Source organism: Streptococcus sp. 3705 (assembly GCF_013277145.1).
Classification (GTDB): domain Bacteria; phylum Bacillota; class Bacilli; order Lactobacillales; family Streptococcaceae; genus Streptococcus.
Genome location: NZ_VMMJ01000010.1, coordinates 1 through 23,774 on the forward strand (window position 1 = coordinate 1; position 23,774 = coordinate 23,774).

Here is a 23,774-nt window from a genome sequence, read left to right on the forward strand (position 1 = left end):
CTGTACTTGAGTACGGCAAGGCGAAGCTAACGCGGTTTGAATTTGATTTTCGAAGAGTTTAAGCTTTGAAAATTGGATTTATCATCTGATAAGTATCAAACAATCTACCAATTAAGCTTCTTCGTCTTCTTTACGACGACGGCCTGCAAGACCAAGTAATGCACTTGCGGCAGCTGCTACCATAGCTACAGTAGAATCTGCTGTACCTGTATTTGGCAATTCTTTAGCTGCTTTACGCGCGTTTGTTGCTGCTTGGTTGGCATTTGCTGCTTGAGCAGTAGCTGGAGCTACAGCTGGTGTTTGAGCAGCTTGATCCTTAGCTGGGCTTGTAGGGTCAGTTGCTGGAGCCACTTTCGCCATAAAGTCTTCGATACGTTTCACCATTGCATCCACTTCTGCTTGACTTGCGTCTGCATTAGCAAATACTTTCTTAGCGTCTGCTAATAAGTCATTCGCTTCTTTTGCAGTTTCTGCATCAAGCTTAGCCGATTCTTGGATGAACAATTCATCTAATTGATGGATAGCACCTTCTAACTTAGCTTTATCCACTTTTGCGGCAGTGTTAGTAGCTCCGTTATTACCTCCACTATTTGATGGTACATAAGGACGTTGTTTGAATGCATCATCTCTTGGAATTGCTAATACTTGACCTTCTTTTGTAACGATTGTTACATTTCCATCTTTGTCAATTTTAACAGCTGCTTCTGTCTTACCATCTTTTTCGACTGTTGCTGTTGCGTTACCATCTTTATCAATCGTAATTTTCACTTTACCATCTTTAGATGTGTAAACTGTATTACCATTATCGTCTGTTTCTTTCAAGAAGGCATCAAGATCAAATTCTGGAACGTCTGTAATAGCACCTAGAACCTGGTATTGGAATTTCGCTTTTTCTTCTGGAGTAATATTAGCAAGGTCTGCTACCTCTACTTTACTCAAGTCGAAATCAAGATTATTACCACCGTTTTTAGCTTTCGCTTCTTCTGCATTCTTCACTAGTTGTTCTTTAGAAATTGTTGCTGTAGAACCGTCTGGCATTGTTACTGTTGCGTTTCCTTTATCGTCTACGACTACAGTTGCGCCTGGGTTTACTGCTTCAATTGATTTCTTAACAGCGTCTTTTTCGTCTTTTGTTAAGTTTTCTTTATTTCCAACTAATGTACGGATAGCTGGTGTTTTCACTTTAGCAGTCTTAGCTTCGTCAGCAAATTTTTCTGCTGGGATTACTAAGTCTGTAGCTGGGATGTTAAGAACTGTTCCGTCACCTTTGGTTACTGTTGCGTTTCCTTTATCGTCTACGACTACAGTTGATCCTGGATTGACTGCTGCTACAGCTTTCTTAACAGCTGCTTTTTCTTCATCTGTAAGTTGAGTTGAATCTGCTACTACAGTCTTAGCTGCTGGTGTGTTTGCATCGTTACCACCATTTGGTTTCGTAGCATCATCTTCAACTTTAACTAAGTCTGTTGATGGGATAACTGAAACATTGCCATCTTTCACTACAGTTGCATTTCCTTTATCGTCAACTACTACAGTTGCGTCTGGATTCGCTGCTTTAACTTTGTCTTCGATGGTTTTCTTCTCAGCTTCAGTTAAGGCATTTGGATTTGCTACTTTTGTCTTAGAGGCTGGTGTAACTGCGTTGTCTTTAGCTTTTCCATCGTTCACATCTTTTTCAGATTTTGTTAAATCTGATGCTGGGATAACTGCTGTATTTCCGTTTGGAAGAGTTACTGTCGCATTTCCTTGGTCGTCTACGACTACAGTTGAACCTGGATTGACGGCTGCTACTTTAGCTGCAATTGCATCTTTCTCATCTTTTGTTAATGAGTCTGGATTTGCAACTTTTGTCTTAGAAGCTGGTTTAACAATGTCATTTCCTGCTTTTGGTGCTTTTTCCGCATCTGCATTCTTCGTTAAGTCTGCCGCTGGAATGACCGCTGTCTTACCATTTACTGTTACTGTTGCGTTGCCTTGGTCGTCCACTACAACTTCAGCACCTGGATTTACTGCTTTAACTTTAGCTTCGATTGCTTCTTTCTCTTTTGGAGTTAGAGCATTCGGATTTGCTACTACAGTTTTATCTGCTGGTTTAACTACGTCGTTTCCTGCGTTTGGTTTAGCTGCGTCTGCTGCTGATTTAGTTAAGTCCGCTGCTGGAATTACAACTGGTTTTCCATCTTTAGGTGTAACTGTTGCATTTCCTTGGTCGTCTACTACTACAGTCGCATCTGGATTTACTGCTTTAACTTTAGCTGCAATTGCATCTTTCTCATCTTGTGTTAATGATTCTGGATTTGCTACTACAGTCTTATCTGCTGGTTTAACTACGTCGTTTCCTGCGTTTGGCTCTTTGGCTGAATCTGCTGTCTTAGTTAATGCCGCAGCTGGAATGACTGCTGTCTTACCATTTACTGTTACTGTTGCGTTTCCTTTGTTGTCCACTACAACTTCAGCACCTGGATTTACTGCTTTAACTTTTTCTTCGATTGCTTTTTTCTCTTCTGGAGTTAGAGCATTCGGATTTGCTACTACAGTCTTATCTGCTGGTGTGTTGACATCGTTTCCTGCGTTTGGCTTAGCGGCTTCTGCTGCTGTTTTCACCAAATCTTTCGCTGGGATAACCACTGTCTTACCATCTTTAGTTGTTACTGTTGCATTTCCTTGGTCATCAACAACTACAGTTTTAGCTTCTGGATTCACAGATTTAACTTTAGCTGCGATTGCATCTTGCTCATCTTTTGTTAATGATTCTGGATCTTCTACAACTGTCTTGTCAGCTGGTTTAACTACATCGTTTCCTGCGTTTGGTTCTTTAGCTGAATCTGCTGTCTTAGTTAATGCAGCCGCTGGAATTACCGCTGTCTTACCATTCACTGTTACTGTTGCGTTTCCTTTGTCGTCTACTGCTACAGTTGCACCCGGGTTAACTTCTGCTACTTTAGCTGCGATTGCTTTTTTATCATCTTCTGTTAATGGTTTAGAAGAATCAACCGCTACTTTATCAGCTGGTGTGTTGACATTGTTTCCTGCATTTGGTTTCGCTGCTTCTTCTGGAGTTTTCACTAAATCTGCCGCTGGAATTGTTGCAACTTCTCCATCTTTAGTTGTTACCGTTGCATTTCCTTTATCGTCAAATGCCACCTTAGCTTCTGGATTTACCGCTTTGATTGCTTCTGTAATCTTAGCTTTATCGTCGGCTGATAAATGATCTGGATCGCTTACAACTACTTTATCTGCTGGTGTGTTAACTTTGTTTCCTGCATTTGGTTGTTTAGCTTCTTCTGGACTTGTTACTAAATCTGCCGCTGGAATTGTTGCTGTTTCCGTATTACCATCTTTATCTTCTATAGTTACCGTTGCATTTCCTTTATCATCTACGAAGATCGCTTTTGCATCTGGATTTACTTCTTTAATCTTAGCTTCAATCGCTTTTTTCTCTTCTGGAGATAATGGTTTAGTTGGATCAGCTACTACTACTTTATCAGCTGGTTTGTTAATGTTGTTTCCAGCTTTTGCATTTTTAGCTTCTTCTGGAGTTTTCACTAAATCTTTTGCTGGAATTACAAAGCTTCTACCATCTTCTGTAGTTATCGTTGCATTTCCATTGTCATCAACAACAACCGTTGAACCTGGGTTCACTTCCTCAACAGCTTTCTTAATAGCTTCTTTATCCACGTTAGCTGGATCTGTTACTAATACCTTATCAACAGGTTTCTTAATTAAATCTTGTTTCTCAGGTTTTAATAGATCTGCTTTTGGTTTCGCTAAGGCTTCTACAGGAATTGTTGCGATGTCTCCATTTGCATTCTTAACAGTCGCATTTCCTTTTGCGTCAAATACTACTGTTGCTCCTGGGTTAACTTCTAAAATGTTTTTCTCAATTTCTTGAATATCTTCCGCTGTCAATTTGTCTCTGTCTTTGACTAAGACTCTGTCTGCTGGTGAATTGATTTTATTTCCTGCATTCACTTTAGCTTTATCAGCGTCAGTCTTCGTTAAATCAGCTACTGGAATTGTTGCAGTTTTACCTTCTGGTGTTGTTACTGTCGCATTTCCTTGGTCATCTACGAATACTGTTGCTCCTGGATTTATACGTTGAACTTTAGCAGCGATTTTCGCTTTAACATCATCCGTGATTTGTCCATCTTTAACAAACACTCGATCTGCTGGTTTGTTAATAACGTTACCTGCTTTTGGATCGCTTAATACTTCATCATCAGTTTTCACTAAATCATCCGCTGGAATTACTGCTGTTTTTCCTGCTGGTGTTGTTACTGTTGCGTTTCCTTTTGCATCAACTACTACAGTTGCATCTGGGTTAACTTCTTGAACCTTAGCTTTAATAGCGTCTAAATCTGCTTTAGTTAATGCATCTTTATCAGCAACTACTGTTTGATCGATAGGTTTCTTAACCGCATCTTGTTTCGCTGCATTTTCCAAGTCTTCTTTAGCATTTGATTTCACTAAGTCACTTACAGGGATTGTCGCTGTAGCTGTAGTACCGTCTTGATTTGGTACTGTTACTGTTGCGTTTCCTGCTTCGTCAAATACGACTTTAGTCCCTTCAGGGTTTACCGCTTGAATCGCTGCAGTAATCTTAGCTTTTTCAGCATCAGTTAATTCAGCTGGATTTGCTACTACTGTTCTTTCTGCTGGAGTGTTTACTTTGTTTCCTGCTGATGGAGTTTCTTTAGCTGCTGGATCTTTCAATAAATCATCTACAGAAATCGTTGCTGTGTTTCCTTCTGGAGTCGTTACTGTTGCGTTTCCTTGGTCATCAACAAAGACAGTAGCACCTGGGTTTACTGCTTCAACCGCTTTTTGGATTTTAGCTTTAACTTCATCTTTATTCGGTCCAACTAAATCTGCCGCCGCTGCTGCTACTTTATCCGCTGGCTTGTTGATGTTATTTCCTGCTTTTGCACCATCAACTTCTTGTGGAGATTTCACTAAGTCTTCTTTGGCGATTACTACAGTTTTTCCTTCTGGAGTTGTTACTGTTGCATTTCCTTCGTCATCAACTACGATAGTTGTCTTCGGATCTCTATTTACCTTAGCGATTTCTGCTTTGATTGCATCTTTTTCAGCTGGAGTTAATTTACCTGCTTTCTTAACAAGTGTTTTATCTGCTGGTTTCTTAACTGCATCTTGCTTGTCTGGGTTCCTTAAGTCAGCTGCATCTTTTGCTAAATCAGATGCTGGAATTGTTGCCACAGCTCCATCTTTCGTTGTTACTGTTGCGTTTCCTTTTTCGTCAAATACAACTGTTGCACCTGGATTCACTTTAAGGATTTCTGCTCTAATCTTATCTTCATCAGCCTTGATATTAGCAGGATCTGTTACAACAACCTTAGTTGCTGGAGTGTTTACTTTGTTTCCTGCATTTGGTTGAGTTGTATCTTTGATAAGATCTTCAACAGGGATTGTTGCTGTTTTACCATCTGGAGTAGATACTGTTGCATTTCCTTTGTTGTCAACGAATACTTTAGCATCTGGGTTTACTGCTTCTACTTTAGCTTTGATTGCTTTGATGTCTTCAGGAGTTAACGCATCTTTGTTTGCAGATACTTTATCAGCTGGTTTGTTTACGTTGTTTCCTGCTTTAGCATCTTTAGCTTCTTCTGGAGATTTCACTAAGTCAGTTACTGGAATTGTTGCTGTTTGTCCGTCTGGTGTAACTACAGTTGCGTTTCCTTTGTCGTCTACTACTACTGTTGCATCTGGATTTACTGCTTGAACTTTAGCCTTGATTGCTGCGATATTTTCAGGAGTTAAGGCATCTTTATTAGCAACTACTTTGTCTGCTGGTTTGTTGATGTTGTTTCCTGCTTTAGCAGTTTCTTTGTCAGCTTCTTTCTTCACTAAGTCAGCTTTTGGAATAACGACAGTTTTACCTTCTGGTGTTGTTACTGTTGCATTTCCTTTGTCATCAACTACTACAGTAGAATCTGGATTTACTGCTTCAACTGCTGCTTTAATAGCGTCTTTAGCTTCTTGTGGTAAATCTTTATCAGCTGCTTCTAATTCTGGAACAACTACTACTTTATCTGCTGGTTTGTTTACAGCATCTTGTTTCGCTGGATCAGCTAAGTCAGCTTTAGGTTTTACTAAATCGCTTGCTGGAATTGTTGCTGTTTTTCCTGCTGGTGTTGTTACTGTTGCATTTCCTTTTTCGTCAAATACTACGTCAGCACCTGGGTTTACTGCTTGAATTTTAGCTTTAATTGCATTTTTATCATCTTCTGTTAATGCAGCTGGATTTTCTACCACTACTCTATCTGCTGGAGTGTTTACTTGGTTTCCACCAGTTACATTGTCTTTATCAGCATCTGATTTGACTAAATCTGCCACTGGAATTGTCGCAGTTTTACCATCTTTAGTTGTTACAGTCGCATTTCCTTGGTCATCGACTACTACTGTAGCATCTGGGTTCACTGCTTCAACTGCTGCTTTAATTCTAGCAAGTTCAGGGTCTGTTAATTGCTTACTGTTATCAACACGTACTCTGTCCGCTGGGTTGTTGATGTTGTTACCAGCTTTGGCAGTTGATGTTTCATTAGGTTTTTTAATTAAATCATCTGCGTCAATAACTGCTGTTTTACCTTCTGGTGTTGTTACAACTGCATTTCCTTGGTCGTCAACTACTACAACTGCACCTGGGTTTACTGCTTCAACTTTTGCCTTAATCACGTCTTTTACTTTAGTACGTTCTTCTGGGCTTAATGCTGCAATATCTTCTACAACTGTTTGGGCATTCGGTTTGTTGATGTCATCTCCACCGTTTGCTTTCTTAGCGTCTTCTTCTGTCTTGAATAAGTCACCTGCTGGAATTGTCGCAATTGTTCCATCTTTAAGAACTACTGTTGCATTTCCTTCTGTGTCATATTTAACAGCTTTAACTTTTTCGTCGCCACCATTTAATTTTTTCAGTTTTTCAGTTACTTCAGCTTGTGCTGCCGGGTCTGTCGCTAGTCCAACTTTTTTATCTGCTGGCTTACGAACTCCTGCATTACCTGAATCAGGATTTGCTGCATCAGCTAAAGTACGCACCAATTCTTTGGCTGTAAATCCTGCTGTATTTCCTTCTGGTGTTGAAACCGTTACTGTACCATTATCATCAATTGTCACAACAGCATTAGGGTTTACTTCACGAACAGCTTTTTTGATGTTTTCTTTATCTGCATCTGTCAAACTTTCAGGATTTCCAACAATCACTTTATCCGTTGGACGGTTGATGTTGTTACCACCACCTGCAGTATCTAAAGCATTTACATCTTTTGTTAAATCTTCTTGTTTTAATGGTTCGGCTACTGTTTTTCCTGGTAAGGTTACTAAGGCACTTCCGTTAGGATTTACTTCTACTTTTGTCCCTGGAGGGTTTACCGCTTCAATCGCTTTTTTAAGTTCTGCTTGTTCTTTATCGTCTAAAGCTGTTGGATTTTTAGCAATTACCTTGTTCGCTGGTAAACGAGCAGAGTTGATGGCTTTAATCGCTGCTTCTGCTGATTTCTTAGCTTTATCAACATCGGTATTTTTCTTAGCACCATCGATTGCCTCTTCCGAAGCTTTCTTAACAGCATCTACCTCATCTTGAAGTTTCTTCTTAGCTTCTGGTGACAATGCTCCATCTTGCTCAATCTCTTGCTTTTTAGCATCGGCTGTAGTTGCTACCTCTGTTTTAGCTTCTGGTTTTTTAGCAGCAGGTTTCTTAACACCCTCTACCTGTGTTTTTCCAGTATCGCCTGCTGTATCGATTTCACCTTGCTCTTGTGTAGCTGCTTCAGGCGTTTCTGCATTATCATTTTTATCCTTAATTTCAGCTTTTTTAGCATCAGCAAATTGTTTAGCTTGTTCTTTAGCTTCTGCCTTTTCTTCCTCTGTTAGGTCAGTGCGGGCATCCATTTCTGCTTCTTTAGCTTTTAAGGCTTCATCGATTTTGTCTAATGCTGCTTGTTTACCGATTGGGTTGATTTTAGCAACTTCTTTGGTTCCTTCAGCTTGCTTATCGTTTACAGTAGTTTGAGCTACTGTTGCCGCAGCTGCTGTTTCTGCTGTTGCTGGTTGTTTTTCGATTTCAGCAAGGGCTGCTGCTGCCTTGTCTTCAGCATCTTTTTTAGCTTTTTCCTTCTCGGCTTGTGTTAAGCTATCATTGTTCGCAATAGCCTCCTTCTTAGCTTCCAAAGACTTAGCGATTTCTTCTTTAGCTTTTTCTTTACCGATTGGATTTACTTTTGCTACAGCATCAGTACCATCTGTTTGAGCTGTTGTTATCGCAGTACTATTAGTAGCGTCATCGATTTTTTCTAACGCTGCTGCTTTATCTTTTTCTACATCAGCAATGGCTTTATCTTTTTCAGCTTGTGATAAGTTATCATTACCATTGATAGCTGCGATTTGATCTGTTGCTTTGTTAGTAACTGCATCGATTGCTGGTTGTTTATCTAATTTAGCAACTTTATCTACTGGAATAGTATCTTTAGAACCATCTTTATATGTTACTACTAAGTTATCTCCATCTTGTTTTACAGTATCTACTGCTTTCTTAACGTTGTCTGGAGAAACTGCTTCATCTTTATTGATGTTCTTATCTTTATTTTTCTTAGAGTATTCTAATTGAAGATTTTCTTTAACAGTTGCTAAGTCTTCAGGAGTCAATGTTGCAGTATTACTTACAACAGTTTTGTTAGCGTCGTCTAATTCTTTAACATCATATTTAGCTGTTTGGGCTTTTAAGACAATTCTGAATGAACCTGGGTCAGTTGCATATGAAGAACCAGTCGCAGTATTAGAAATATCTTTTCCATCTGTATCTGTTGCTGTTGCATAACGAGTTACGATTGGAAACTCACCATTTTCATCCGTTGGGAATTTATTAGCAGCTAATCCTGGTGTTGCTTTAGAATAATTTCCTTTAATATGAACAACTGCAGGATTTGCCTCTGTTGCTGTTGTTTCTGTAGAGATTTTTTCTACTGTTGATTCATATTCGTTATCTAAAACGTTAGGGTTTGCTGCGTCTTTAGCTGGTTGTTCAACATTTCCGCCACGTTTTATTGTCGCTGAAGCTACTTTTCCATTATCATCTGTAAACTTAACAGGAATTTCAAAATCTTCGTTCGCATACACGTAAACATCTTTTTTACCGTCTACAGAGTAAGGAATTTTCACTTCTGGAGCATTGTTTGTACGTGCAAAATCAGTCAATGGTCTAGTATCTGTTGAACCATCTTTATAGGTTACAACTAGATTGTTATCAACTTTTTTAATGCTTGCGATACGGTCTGCTTGATTTTCTACAGCTTGACCTTTTTTATCAGCTAGACGAGCATCCATATTGTTTTTAGAGTACTCAATCTTAAGCTTTTCTTTGATTTTATTAAATTCTGCTTCAGTTACTTCCGATGCATTATCCACTGCTACTTTATCAGCTTCTGCTGGTGTTTGAATGTCGTATTTTTGAGTTTGAGGTTTAAGCATAACTCTAAGTGACATGTTATTAGCAGTTTCTTTTCCAGACCCTACAAATTCTTTTCCTTCAGAATCGACTACTTTTAAGTAACGCCATCCTAAAGCTACGCCTGGAGGGTTCTCTCCTTTGGTTGCAGCCTCTAATTTAGCTTGTGTAAATGACCCTTCTGGAGCTGGGGTACCTGAGTATGTAATAACTGCTGGCTTAGCTTCTGTGGCTGTTGTTTCAGAAGAAATAACATTAGCTGTATATCCATATTGTGTATTGACTTTATCTGTTTCACCTGCTACAGGTTTAAACGGATTACTTCCCCATTGTAATAAAGTCGCACTTTTAATCTTATCCGCATCGTCTTTAATTTTGATGTCGAATGAGTTTTCTTCTGCTCCGTACACATAAATTTCTCGTTTAGGTTCATCAGAGAACGGGAACTCCACTACAGGATCCAGATCCGTACGTGCCACATCTGCAACTGGAGTAGTGTCTACTGAACCATCTTTATAGGTTACAACAATATTTTGTCCATTTACTTCAATGTTTTCAACAACTTCAGCTCTATTATCTAAAGTTGTACCTTTTTTAGATTCTAGTCTAGCATCTTGGCTAGTTGTAGAATATCCAATCTTGATTTGGTCTTTAATTTTCTGAATATCATTTTCCGTTAAGTTGTTAATATCTGAAACAGCAATTTTATTAGCGTTATTTTCTGGTTGTTGAATGCTGTATTTGTATGTTTGAGATTTAACAACTAGTCTGAAATAACCCTCTCCGTTTGTACCTGCTCCTGCTTCAATCTTTCCTCCTGCTGCATCATAAATTTGCATAAACCTAGCACCTAATCCAGCATCTTGGTTTTCTTGTTTTGTATATGCAGAAAGTTCTTTGAACTTATCATTTGGTTTCCCTGTTACTCGAACTGTTACCGGTCCTTGAGCTGGTGTTAAAACAGAGTGATAAGTCCAACCCCAACCATCTGTTTCCTCTGGTTTAGGATCCGAATGTATATCTCGTTTATCTAAATACTGACCGCTTCCTCCCTTAACATAGGCTTTTACAATATTTCCAGCGGTTGAATTTACAGAAATACTAACATCCGCATTTTCTTCATTGTATAAGTAGATTTCTTTTTTAGATTGATTTGAATATTCCAGAGTATAGCTAATGTCGCCTTTAGTCTCAGTCGTCTCAGCTCTAAACGCATTCTCTTTATCCATCGCTTTACCGTTGCGTTCGTCTTTTGAACCGGTGTTTTCGATTGAGTTAGTACCAGCTTTTGGTTCTGTGTTTTCTGCTTTTTTACCTACAGTTGGTTGTCCGTTAGTAGTGTCTACTTTCGGAGCTGATTTTGAACCTTTTGGTTTGCTTGTTAATTTTGAGTTTACTGTATTGAGAAGGTTTCTGTAAGCTACGTTCAATTCATCTTGAGTAGTTGCAGAAGCGAGTGTAGACTCAGCAGAAGCCAATTCCCCATTCAAAAGAGCAAGGCTCTCCTTTGTTTTATTAGCATACGTACCTGCAGAAAGTTTTGATTTAACTTCTGAAATGTAGTTTTCAAGTTGCTTTTTGTCCAAAGCTGGAGTTATTACTTCTGGTGCAGCTGGTTTTGCTGGTTCTTCTACAACTGGTTGTGCTGCTGGAGTTGATGGGGCATCAAGGGCTGGCGCTACTACCGAAGCACTGTCTGCTTCTTGTGGTCCCTCATGTTCAGAGGCTAGCCCTGGAGCTGCTAGAGATGTCTCTTGTTTGCTTAGCTCATTAGCTGATACAGCTCCATTTCCGAAGAACATGAACAGGGCAGCAACTGCTACGCTGGCTGCTCCAAAACTATATTTACGGATTGAGTAACGTGTGACCTTTTCACCGTGCAAGCGTTCAACACGACTCATAGGCGATTTCTTCTCCACTTATTGTGTTCTCCTTAAAAATATTTTTTTATGTCCATATCTACATGCAAAGATTCCTCGCCATGGGCGAGGTTTTGCATATGATACTTTACTTCTTCATTGTACATGATAAGTGATATATATGCAAGCTAAATGCTTATCAAATTCGCAAAAAAAAAAACATTTTCAGACAATTTTCACAATTTGTTCGTTTTTATAACCAAAATTATGAATTTTTTAACTTTAAAATCAGGAAAATATTTTGATTTTCTGCATTTTATTATATTGTATTAAAACCTGAAATTCGGAAATGAATTTGGATAAAATCTTTTTATTTTGAAAAGCAGATAACTTTGATACCTAAAAGGAACTATTCTACAATTTTTAAACAAAACATTCGTAAAATAAATATACAAAAATTTTTAGGTTTTTTGGCTTTTTTTCTTCCAAAAAAGAGAACCTGTCAGTTAGATGCCCAGATTCTCTGATAGCTTTCTAGCAGAGCCTAACAGAACCAGACCCTATCTCTCATATGCACTATTCTCTTAAAATTTAAAGGCAAAACACGCCAGAGTCTCCTCACCGTAGAAATATGACTGACTTCCACATTCTAATTACGACCTAAAAGTGTTAGCAGTCTCTTGATCGTCTGCCTGTTGCAACTAACAACTAAAGCTAAAATAAAACATGCTACCTCATTTTGGCAACATGTCATCTGTTCCTATTTACAGCAATGCCTCAAATTCAGCGACAGTCATACCTAATTGCTGGCTGGCAACCTCCGAAGTCAGAAGACCTTGACGGACCATATCCAGGAAGGCAAAGATTTTCCCACGCTCCAGTCCCTGTTCAATACCTTCTTCTCGCCCTTTTTCAATCCCCTCTGCACGACCACGTTCTAAGCCCTTTTCCTCAGCTTGTTCCAAGGCATAGTCCTGTGCTAACAAGGCTTGTTCTTCGCGCATACGTAGTTGACTAAACATTTTCCTGTCCTCCTCGGACCAGCTCTTGTAGTCCAGCAGTTGGTCTGCTTGGCTGATGGCTCGCTCGGGGTGCTGGGTAAAGGGTTTATTCCCGAAAAACTCCAACCACGGTTTGCGAATGCTATCTTTGCTGGTTTCTCTGTATTTTCTTAATTCCAAGAACGCCATCTTAACCAAATGGTTTTCTTGTCCATTATTTGTGATAGTTAAAACCTCACCTGTCGTGTCCTCTCGCATACTAAAGCTATGAAAAGCCAAGTCATCTGAGAAGTAGTTGCTATCCACGATTGCGATAGCGTATACTGGTGCGATATGTTTGTAACTCTGGTGTGTATCACCTTCTCGTTGACGAATTTTTTCAAGATTTTGATTGACCTGACTGCACAAATAAGCCCACAGGCGATTGATGAAAAAATTCTGATGATGAACCTGAATTTCGATGATAACTTGCGTACCATTATCCAACTCCGCCAAAACATCTATACTTGTATAGAAATCCTGTGCCGAGTACGGTACGGAAGGCAAGACGTGAATGTTGCTTCCCTCCAAAATGGTCACATTTTTTGCTGGCAAGTCCAACATATCGCGAATAAATTGACAAGTGATTTCTGGATTGCTAAAGATTTTCTTAGCAACCAAGTCATTGGTTGGGCTAATGCCCGGATGACGTACAGTCATGTTTGCTCTCCTTTCATTATAGCACATTTTTTAATCTAATTTACTAGATTTGATGCTTCTATCTATTTATTCGGAAAGGAAATGAATTGTGAAGATATTTTATCTCGTTTCAACTAAAATATGAGCTTGATCAATCAGTTGTCCATCAACAGTCAGATTCAGATAGAAATCCAAGGTCTTATCAGCAGCAAAATACAGGGTTGGTATGGTCAAATCTTTTTTGCTTTCCCCAGCTTGAAACGCAAGGACTTGAATCTCGTCCTGATAGGCGACACCATGCACACCAGTCCCCGGTTGAATCGAAATCTTAGCCTCCAAAGGAGTGTTACATTCGCTACGTTCAACCTTAAAATGAAGAGTCTCTCCCTTTGCTACAGCTAGACTTTTTTCTGCAAATGCTAGTCCCTGAACAACTTCTTGTTTTGATAAGCTAGGAGTTTTATAGAGGGCAATCTTGGTCAATACAGGCATAGATTGTGCCTCTGTAATGACCACGCGCACCTTCTGTGCCTCTACTAACGACCCTCGCAGGAGGCGCTTATGACCAACTGTAAAGCCCATGCCAAATTCCTGCCAGACACCATCTACCTCTACTTGCACATGAAAAGCAGCGATTCGTTGCCCTAGTTTCAAATCTTCTCTTAACTCAATTACATCAAAAGTTTTAGGAGATCCTAAGTCGAGTTCTAACTGAATTGGCAAGTCTGCATCGCTTGCCCAAGAACTGGTCTCAAAGCCGTCTGTCAGATGGTAACAGGCAAAGTCTGCGGAAAGAGCTGGACCAGATACCTCAGATCCCAGAGCCAAATCTTCTTTATAAAGCTCATTGCGATAGACCGCAAATTCATAGAGACGTTCAATATCCTTTGCATCAAAGAGCCCATCTTGATTCGGCGGAATATTGAGCAAGAGTGGAGTTCCCCGACCCACCGAGTGAAAGTAGATTTCGACCAACTCCTCGAGAGACTTAGGATCCTGATCCTCATGGTAGAACCAGCCTGGACGGATGGAAACATCTGCCTCACCGATTGAAAAAATAGTGCCTGAAGAATCTCCATGCTGAAGATAATCCAGCTCTGCTTCTGTTCCTAGTTTGTCAGGATTCACCTTTTGCCACAGTGGATCACCTGCATACCCTCGTTCATTGCCAATCCAGCGGATACTAGTGCCTTCTGTTGAAAAAATCAAGCAATCGCCCTGCAGTTCACGAATGGTTTCAAACCATTTTTCAAATTCATAATTAACCTTTTGAGCCCCCTCTCCTCTGGCACCATCCATCCAGACCTCAGCAAATTTCCCTCCATTTCCATAGGCAGGATTTGATAAAATCTCCTTCAGCTGTGCCAGATAATAGGCATTATAGTCCGCTTCTCGGTCCACATGATAGAGGGGACTATGGGCATCCCAGGGTGATAGGTAGACCCCCATATCCATATCAAACTCTGTGGCAGCTTGGGATACTTCAAGGAGCAAGTCCCCCTCTCCATTCCTCCAAGGACTGGCCTTGACCGAATAATCCGTATAAGCCGTCGGATAGAGGACAAAGCCATCATGGTGCTTGACCACCAAAATCAACTTTTTGAAGCCCGTTTCCTTGAGTACGCGAACCCACTCACGCGCGTCTAACTGTGTCGGGTTAAAGCGTTCAGGATCCTCCTGACCTGTCCCCCATTCCTGATTATAAAAAGTATTGGGTCCAAAATGGATAAAGGCTGCTAGTTCATCCTCTAAATAAGCTAGCTGGGCCTGACTAGGCAAGGGGCCATGCGGTTTTATTTCTCTTACCATACTACTTCCTATCTACATTTTTCTTTACTTTTTTGGCATACACTTGCAATTCTGTTAACGCTAGGGGACTGCTCAAGCCTTCAAATCGAAGACGAAGGGCATAAGTTTCCACCTTGTCAAATTCAAAACGAAGCTCCTCATCCTTGTCGCTTGAAACTTTTCGGATAGCTGATACAGGGCGCCAATTCTGCTCTTGCTTGAGCAGGGAATCCTTATCCAAATGATTGGGAGTCCGAGGCAAGCTAGGCTCATTCCCTACATAATAATCGATAAAGGTCGGCTCAACGGCCACATATTCTTGATTTTCAACATAATACAAGGTCAGGTTATCCACAAATCGCGGTTTTAAAATCCCTGCATCTCCAAAAAGAATGCCCACGCTGGCTTGCTCTGACTTGGTAATCCAAGTATTGGCTGTTGATTTTTTCCGAGCAATGACCTTGTCATTGAGGTAAGAGGCTGGGTGATTTGGCTCTGAGTGAGAAGCAAAGACCAGAGGCAGGTTGGACCCTGTCCACTGATTGGAAATAACTCCCCCATCTACACTGACATCTGTCACATGAATGGTGACTGTTGCTGGCAACTCACAGCCCGCTACTTGTCCTGTGAGCACACTTTCTCCTACCTGAGCATAGACTTGAGGTTCGAGTTCATCCCAAGTCACCTTGGCCGTATCTCGTCTACCATCTGATAAGACTAGCTTGACTCGGTCTGGTAAGTGTGGGGCTTCCTTAACAAGCGTCCAAACCTTTTCAGGCTCAATAGCGCAAGTCCCTGGGACACAAACCTGAGCAGAAGCCTTTAAATCCAAACACTCTAGCTGACCAGATACCGTAAATTCATGAAAGCTTTCTATATCTTCTTCCGAGATTGCCTCCCAAACAACCTTGACTCGTTTTGCACTACCTGACTCATAGTCCACCAAGACTGAAGATGGCAGCTGTGGATAAGTCCCCCTATCTGTATACAAGCGAAGTGGTCGTACAGAAAGTGCCTGCCCTAGTGAGGTATTTTCTGCGACCTGCAAATGAGTTTGATAGGTCTTTCCTTGATAAATAGCACTGATAACCAAGTCGCCTGCAGACAAGCAATGAAGCACTCCCTGCTTGATAATGGCGTGGGCACCACCACTCGTCTCCCAAATCACTTCACTATTCCCCACCTTGTTCACAGGGTTATCCACAGTTTGTGGATAAAGTCCAATAGCTGGGGAATCCCCTTCTTGTAATCCTGCCTGCTTGTCCACTCGAATCTCAAATAAGCGCTTAGTTTTCAATGGTTGGGTAGCCAAAGCCTCTCCCACTAAGAGATCAAAACTTGCTGGCTCTAGCCCTCTAGCACTAGCCTTTACTCTGACTAGACCTGCCTGCTCCAAGCTCTGAACTAAGAGGACACCTCTGCCATGAAATGCTTTCCGCTTAAACCGACCATTTTTCTGGGCTTGGTAACGTTCACGACTGGCCTGCCTGCCATTATCCACACCCACAATGCGAGCAGGGCCCTCAATTTTAAAATGAAGCTGATTGGAAGCAGTCGGCACCCAATTTCCATCCTTGTCCAATACATCAAAATAGAGATAAAGGAGGTCTTGCCTATCTGGCTCCAGTTTTGTTTTCTCGGCATGTAACCCGATTTTGTCTGGCTTACCTGCAGTCACCACCCTATCTTCTGCCACAAGCTGACCTTGATGGTTATAGGCCACAGCACGCAATTTTCCTGGTTGATAAGGCAAACGCCATTCGAGATAGAGTTGGTCAGAACCTTCTCCCTCTTGATATTTTCTGCCATCTGAAGTCCATTTCTCCTGAAAGGTCTTCCTACCTTGAGATTTTCCATTGAGAAATAGCTCTACAGAACGGGCATTTGAATACACTCGAACAGGGATATCCCCATACTTATCCACAACTTGTTGATAACTCTTGTGGATTTCCCAATTCCAGTGGGGCAGGATATGAACCATGGGATGCTGATCTAGGTCCAACCACTGACTTTGATAGAGATAATAGTCATTTTTAGGAATCCCTGCTGTATCCACGATCCCAAAATAAGAACTCTTGACAGGTGTGTCATTTTGGTTGTGCCAAGGAGTCGGCTCACCGATATAGTCCACTCCTGTCCAGATAAACTGACCTGCATAGTCTAGCCTATTTCTATCTGCTATCCAAGAAGCCGTCGCCGTCTTCCCCCAAGGAACCCGATCATTGCCATAGTCCGACTGTTCAAAATTCCTCACGCGGCGATTATCCCCAACCCATTCCTTAGCTGGGCGAAAATAGCTATCACGTGTTCGGGTAGCCGATGAGGTTTCAGACCCGTAAAGTCGCCACTTGGGATGTCTTTTACGAATCGCGTCAATATTATCTTCCGAGTAATTTAAGCCCACCACATCCAGCAAATTGGCTATCTTTTCATGACCTCCAGAACCATCTCCGAAGCGGAATTGGTCCATTCCCATAGTCACAAAACGGCTATCATCCACTTCCTTGACCCTTTCTAGCAAGCGTTTGATCGTCTTCAATGAATGGGCATCTCCATTTGCTTCGCTGACTTCATTTCCCAAGGACCACATAAAAATCGCTGGATTGTTCTTGCCACGCTCGATCATAGTGCGCAAATCATAATCTGACCAGAAATCGCCTACTTTCGCTTCTGGATGAGTCGCTTCTTCCTCAAAAAAGCGACCATAGTCATATTCTTTCTTGCCTCCATACCAGGTATCAAAGGCTTCTTCTTGAATAAGTAGCCCCATTTTAGCAGCCACATCCAGCAAAATACTACTGGCTGGATTATGGGTAATTCGAATTGCATTGACACCCATTTCCTTCATCTGGCGCAAGCGTCTCTCAGCAGCTGACCTGTTTTCCACAGATCCCAACGCTCCGTAGTCATGGTGCAGACAAACCCCATGAATCTTCAACCAGCTACCATTTAGAAAGAAGCCCTTATCCGCTTGCCAATCCATATAGCGGTAACCAAAGGTCTCCTCTTCTTCATCAACCAAAATGCCATTTTTATAAAGACGAGTCTTCAATTGGTAAAGGTGAGGGGAATCAATATCCCAAAGCAAGGGTTGGAAAATTGATATGGCTTGTTGGAAAGAATATTTGTCCCCAGACTCAATCACTAGAGAGTCTGTCGCCTGCCAGTCTGACAGCTGTTGTCCATCATACCAGATACTCTGCTCCAAATACACCGACACGGACTGAGGTCCATCATTTGAAACCTTACTTGTAAGCTGAGTCTCCACCCATCTATCTCTTTGTTCCTTTAGCTTGGGACTTTCTATCTTAATTCCATATAAATCCAGATGAACTGCATCTGTAATCAACAATTTTACTTCTCGGTAAATACCGCTACCAGAGTACCAACGACTGCTAGGTTGCTGATTTTCCACAAAAACCGCAAGCTGGTTGGCTGTCCCATCGTTTCTTAGATAAGGGGTGATATTATAAGAAAAGGGTGTATAGCCATTGGGATAATAGCCTAGCACTTGCCCGTTGATATAGACTTGGGCATTCATGTAAACCCCGTCAAACAACAAGCGCACCGATACAAGACTGGCATCTTCTTCCAAGTAAAACTGCGTCCGGTACCAGGCTTGACCCCCGTTTAACTGACCACCCTCATTTTGCGCTGGCGAATAATGGTCAAAATCATTGTAAATACTCCAGTCATGCGGCACTTGAATGGTCTGCCAATTTTCCCTCTGCAAATCCGGCGCCAAGGCCTCTCCTTTCCCTACCTCCTGGCTAAAAAACCAGTGATTTCGTAAAACTTCTTTTCTTCTCATATAAGCATTCCTCTTTAAACAAGTCTATTGACTTGACTATAGCACAAAACAAAAGCGCTTTCAAGATTTCCTCCATCACTCCCTAAATCCTCAGAAAAGATTCTATAATTTGTGGAAAAGTCTGAAAATCACTCCATATTCAAGCAAACTGTAATTTTCAAGAAACAGGGTCAAACCTTACAAGAGAGCAAAAAACACCCCTCTGAATGTTCATTCCAGAGAGATGTCCCTTTTGTCTTAACTATTGTAAATCGACTGTCTAAAGTCATCTGAATCTTTGAGATAAGCTTTATAAATCGCTTTTTTCAGTTTTTGAACGGGTGTTTCGATAAACTCAAACTTTTTAGCCGTGGTATTTCCTGCTTTTATTTGAGCAAGTTCTTCTTTAACAGCTTTATTCATAAGCTCTTGTAATTTTTCTTTACTATCAATCACTTCTTCTTTTCCGTTGTAATTTATAGTAATTAGTTTTAACTTACCTAATTTCTCAACACGCTCAGTTATTTGCTCTTTTTTGAAAGCTGCGTAAGATTTTCCTAAAATGTTATTGAAAATGTAAGTATCAGATAGAGGCTTGTTCTCAGACTCTGCTGCTTGCTTGTATTGATTTGACACATAAGGAACAAATCCTTCATAATAGCCCAAAGCAGCCATCAATTCAAAAGCTTGTTTTCTAAAGGTGATGTCCCCACTCATACCAGTGTCATTTTGACTAACACCATAAATGGTATCAAACATATCCACTAAATAATACCCATTAGCTTCAATAACACCTTTATCAGTAAATCCTTTTATAATGTAACGATTCACTAAAATGTTATTGTCAATTAAACTATTGATATCCGTTAGTTTTTCCGCTTCTGCCAGTGTGATTTCTGAGATTTTTTCACTCTTGTGCGTAGCTTGAACTGCTGGATTTGTGTATGTTACGGGTGTTCTAGTCCCAGTTGAAGTAATCGGAGTTATTTTCTTGAAGTATTTAGTTTTATCTGCCGCTGAAAGTTGTTTTGTTGCTTCCGCTTCTAAATAATCTAGACTATATAACACATCAAAACTTCCATGCATATAAGATTTCAAATCTGCATCCGTCTTAAATCTATCTGGTGTTTTGTTGTAGAAGCCATTTTTCTTACTTTCATCGTAAACGAAGTTTAAGTTGAAATATGTATCTTTTTCTGGTGTGTAAGAATTTTCGAAGATTCCTCTAGCATAAAACTCTGCCGCTGTACCATCTCGACGACCATGATTATTAAACAGTACTGTTCTGTCTAATAAATGCGTCATTTCGTGAGAGTAAGTCGCTGAACCTCTATCATCAAGAACTCTATCTATAAAGTAACGGACACCCACTCCATTGGCTTCTGCACCTACATTTTGCGATGGCGAGTACATTCCTAAAGGTGTCATGAAGTCTTTAACCCCTTTATCCGCTGTTGGTCCTGATTCTTTAGACCATGTTGTCGCTATTCCAGCAGACGTATTCGTCGTATATTTCTTCATCGTATCTACAATTACTCTATTTGTAATTAGTTTCGGACGATTTTCTTCTTTTGTAATTCTGTATAAAGTGTCAACATAATTAGCCTGTCTTGTGGCTGTTAGTTCTATCAATACTTTAACTTTTTCTAATTCTTCTTTATACTTAACTGGATTCGTTTTCTCTAAAGAAGTATCCATATACGTTCCGATGTTTCCGTAGGTTACCGTCGCTATGTTAGTTATAGCATACACGCTTGGTTCTTTAATATTTACCAAACCTAATAATGTAGCTACATTTTGTTGTCTTCTACTTTCTATTTGACGATTTTCAGCTCCATATTTCTCAGGAGGAGTAGTTAATTTTGTATATAAGTCTACTTTTTCATCAGGTTTTTCTTTCGAAGCTTTTTCAACTACGATAGCTTTAGTCGCTTTCTTCAACCACGTATCGCCATCCATATTAGTGAATGTAGTTCTATTGTAATCTAGGAAATCTAATAATGTTAGTTTATCTGTAATTTTACCAAAGTATTTCTCAAATGTTTTTGGACTATTGGTTAATCTTAATTCATCATAACTCATAGACCCAAGGTGTGTTAACCAATCTAAAGAAGTAAGGTCTTTTTTACCGAACGAACTTGGATTATAAGCTAGAATATCACGGATGTTGGTATCTCCAAAATCAATATTATAAAAACGATTGATATAGGATAACCCTAGTAATATTTTCTCTTTATTAGCTTCAATATCACCTTTTACTTTTTCTCTATTTTGTTGATTGTCACCTAAAATACTCAAGGTGTGCGCCGCAACTTTTTTCAAACTAGCTTCTAAATCGTTTTTAGTCGCATCAAGTGTTTCTTTAATCGATAATTTTTCAAGATATTCTTTTCGTAGAATTTCTTTTACTTCAGACTCTGTTATATTTGGATTAGTTTTTCGTAATTCGTTTCGTTTTAAGAAGAAATCTCGATTTATTTCTATGTCTGATGGAGCTAACTGTGATTTTAATTTTTCGTTTGTCAATAAATCTATAGACTTCATTTCAGTACTTGCTTGAGTTACATTCACCGCATTTTCTAACTCACTATTTTCTGGCAGTAAATGCGGTTTGTCTTCTTTAGTACCAACCAAAATTACTTTTTGGCGCATAGCTTTAGTTACTTCAGTTTTCTCAGTTGAATTTGTTAACTCTCCTGTCTCAGAATTAACTTCATAAGTTTTAGTGACGGTTGTTTCCCCTTGCTCGCCTTCACTTTGAACCTCTTCTTTTCCTTTCGGAAGTTCAGGATCATCTTTTCTTTCCTCAGTAATATCAATAGGTGACACTATCTTTTCTACGTTTCCAACTTTTACTATTTTGTCTTTAGCTGGAGTGTTTTCTGTTGTAGTTTCTTCTGAGATAGCTCCTGTTTCTTGATTTACTGTGTATTTTGTAGTTGATACTGTACGCCCTTTTTCACCCGGTGTTTCTTCTATTTTCTGATTGTAATCTAACGCTGGATTTGCTTCATAAACTGTTTTAAAAGGAATTTCTTGTGATTGAACTGTTGGTTTTGTTCCTACTGCCGTTATTTTCGCCTGCATTGGCTTAGCGACTTTTGTCGTTACAGCTGGCTCCGTCAAGTCTCCTGTTTGTTCATTTACTTTGTAGACTTTTATTGTTGTCGCTTCTTCATCTTGACCTTGTTCTCTAACTACTTTAACCCCTTTATCAAGTGACTCATCCGCAACAAACTGTTCGCGTCTTTTGACTGTTGATCTTGTTTCTTCTACATTTCCAACCTTAATAACTCTATCTACTGGATGTTTTTCTATCTTTGTTGAAGTGTTTTCTACTATTTTCCCAGTACTTTCATTAAAACTGTAAGAAGTAGTTGTCACTTCCTTACCATTTTCACCTGCTACTTCTACTTGTTGCTCTTGGTAATTTAAAGCTGGCGATGCTGTATAGATTGTTTTATAGTCCAGTACTTTTTCTTTCGTTACTGGACTTGGGACAGTTGGTTGCTCTTGGGGAGCTAAGGGTTCAGGCTGAACAGCTGATTCTGGTTCGTTTCCTTGACTTGGCTTGACCTCTGCAGATGAAGGCGTTTGTTCTGGTTGTTTTTGGGGTTCTTGTGGGGCAGACTCACCAGTATCTTTTACCCCCTCAACTGGATTCTCCAGCTGGTTCTCCTCACCCTTTTGTTCCGCAGAAGATTGATCTTCTTCGCGTCCTGATTCCACGGCTGGGCTTGCTGGCTCAGAATCTTTGGTCTCAGCAGTTTCTTTAGATGGTGGCTGGGACTCAGTACCTTGTGGGGCAAGAGTTTGATTTTCCTCGCCCCCTGATTCCATGACTGAGGTTGCTGGATCTGGTTGCTTCGGCTCGGCTTCGGGTTTGTCAGGTATTTGTTTCTCGCCCGATGTTGCTTCTGTACCCGGCGTTTCTTCTGCTCCTGGTCTTGGTTGTCCTATTCCATCAGCTGGTTTTGTCTCTGTTTCATTCTCTACTATTGGAGTTTTTTCAGATTGAACTGGTCTACCTTCCTCAGATTTTGGTGCAACTTCTTCCTTAGTCCCAACTGCAACCACCTTGTCCACCGGCTCTTTTGTAATTATATTTTCTATAACTTTACTAGATTTTTCCCCATTAACGATAGTGACTTCCGTATAGATGGTGCGTTCACCAACAACACCGTCTTGAACAACTTTAGTTTGCCCTTTAGCTAAGCTTGCATCTTCTTGTTCTATCGTTTGGAAAGCAACCTCCTCTGTAGTGACTAGCAATTCTGGTTTCTCTACTGTGGCATTTAACACACCTTCCTCAGGACTTGTTTTATAATCACTATTATTTTCTGCTTTTGGTTGTTCTACTTGGGGATTTCCTGCAACTTCTTCCTTAGTCCCTATGGGCAAAATTTCATCAGGAGCTTGTTTGCTTACAGGAGCTTCAACAATTTTCTCAACTGCGTAGGATGGTTGAGGAGATTGCACAAGGTCTTCAGTCGAGCTAAAATGAGATGTAGTCTGTGGTACAATCTTCTTAAATTGAGGTTCTGAACTTTCCTCCTTTTGAGATAATGCTGGCGACTCTATCTTATCAACAGAAAGTTCCTTGCTAGCACTATCTCTTACCAAATAATATCCCGTAAATTCATATCCTTGGACTCTTTCAGGACTTGGTAAAAACTGACCTTCTACCCTTTTAACAAGGGCTGGTTGCAATTCTACCAGATTTTCTAAAGCAGAGATGGATGCTCCCCAGCCACCAACAGCAAAGACGGTCACAAGGAAGTAAGACGCTCCCCTTTTTCTCTTGATTAAAGTAAAGGAAAGCAATAATAATCCTGCTCCCAAGATAAACATCCCATCATTAGAAAAAAGACCTGTTTCTGGTAATCTTGTAGCCAATTTTCGATAGATAAAGTAGTATTCTTTTCCCTCTTTTACCTCAATCTTATTTTCTTCAAACCATTGCAACTCAGATTTCAGCTTTTCAGATAAATCCTGCTCATCCAAATAATGACTTGAAATTAGTTTTGAACTCGTTTCGGTAGCCTGTACAGGTTGAGCACTCATACCAGCAAAAAATAGACTCGTTCCTAGCAAGACTGAACAAGCTCCTATTGCATATTTCCTCAAAGAAAAACGCTGCTTTCTCTCAAATTGAAATTCTTTCATCCCATCTCCCATCATTCATTATTACTGTATATTTA

5 protein-coding genes are annotated in these 23,774 nt (G+C 40.2%); all 5 read right to left on the reverse strand.

Features of this window, described 5'->3' with window-relative positions:
- Nucleotides 1-111: 111 nt before the first annotated feature.
- On the reverse strand, nt 112-11,376 hold the full coding sequence (locus HT714_RS02795) for a DUF1542 domain-containing protein (protein WP_173251445.1): 11,265 nt from the start codon (nt 11,374-11,376) through the stop codon (nt 112-114).
- 704 nt (nt 11,377-12,080) lie between these two features.
- Nucleotides 12,081-13,016, reverse strand: a complete 936-nt coding sequence (locus HT714_RS02800; RefSeq protein ID WP_173224966.1) for an Rpn family recombination-promoting nuclease/putative transposase — start codon at nt 13,014-13,016, stop codon at nt 12,081-12,083.
- Between the two features lie 99 nt (nt 13,017-13,115).
- Complete coding sequence (locus HT714_RS02805; RefSeq protein ID WP_173224963.1) at nt 13,116-14,804, reverse strand: alpha-L-fucosidase; 1,689 nt, start codon at nt 14,802-14,804, stop codon at nt 13,116-13,118.
- Between the two features lies 1 nt (nt 14,805).
- Nucleotides 14,806-18,594, reverse strand: coding sequence for a sugar-binding domain-containing protein (locus HT714_RS02810; protein ID WP_173251447.1), 3,789 nt, complete (start codon nt 18,592-18,594; stop codon nt 14,806-14,808).
- Between the two features lie 237 nt (nt 18,595-18,831).
- Nucleotides 18,832-23,739 (reverse strand): ZmpA/ZmpB/ZmpC family metallo-endopeptidase, encoded by a 4,908-nt coding sequence (locus HT714_RS02815; protein WP_173224958.1) that lies wholly within the window; start codon nt 23,737-23,739, stop codon nt 18,832-18,834.
- Nucleotides 23,740-23,774 lie beyond the last annotated feature (35 nt).

Excerpts from the sequence above, each read along its gene's own strand:
- HT714_RS02805 (WP_173224963.1), bottom strand. The coding sequence starts at position 14,804 with ATGGTAAGAGAAATAAAACCGCATGGCCCCTTGCCTAGTCAGGCCCAG.
- HT714_RS02800 (WP_173224966.1), bottom strand. The coding sequence starts at position 13,016 with ATGACTGTACGTCATCCGGGCATTAGCCCAACCAATGACTTGGTTGCT.
- HT714_RS02810 (WP_173251447.1), bottom strand. The coding sequence starts at position 18,594 with ATGAGAAGAAAAGAAGTTTTACGAAATCACTGGTTTTTTAGCCAGGAG.
- HT714_RS02815 (WP_173224958.1), bottom strand. The coding sequence starts at position 23,739 with ATGAAAGAATTTCAATTTGAGAGAAAGCAGCGTTTTTCTTTGAGGAAA.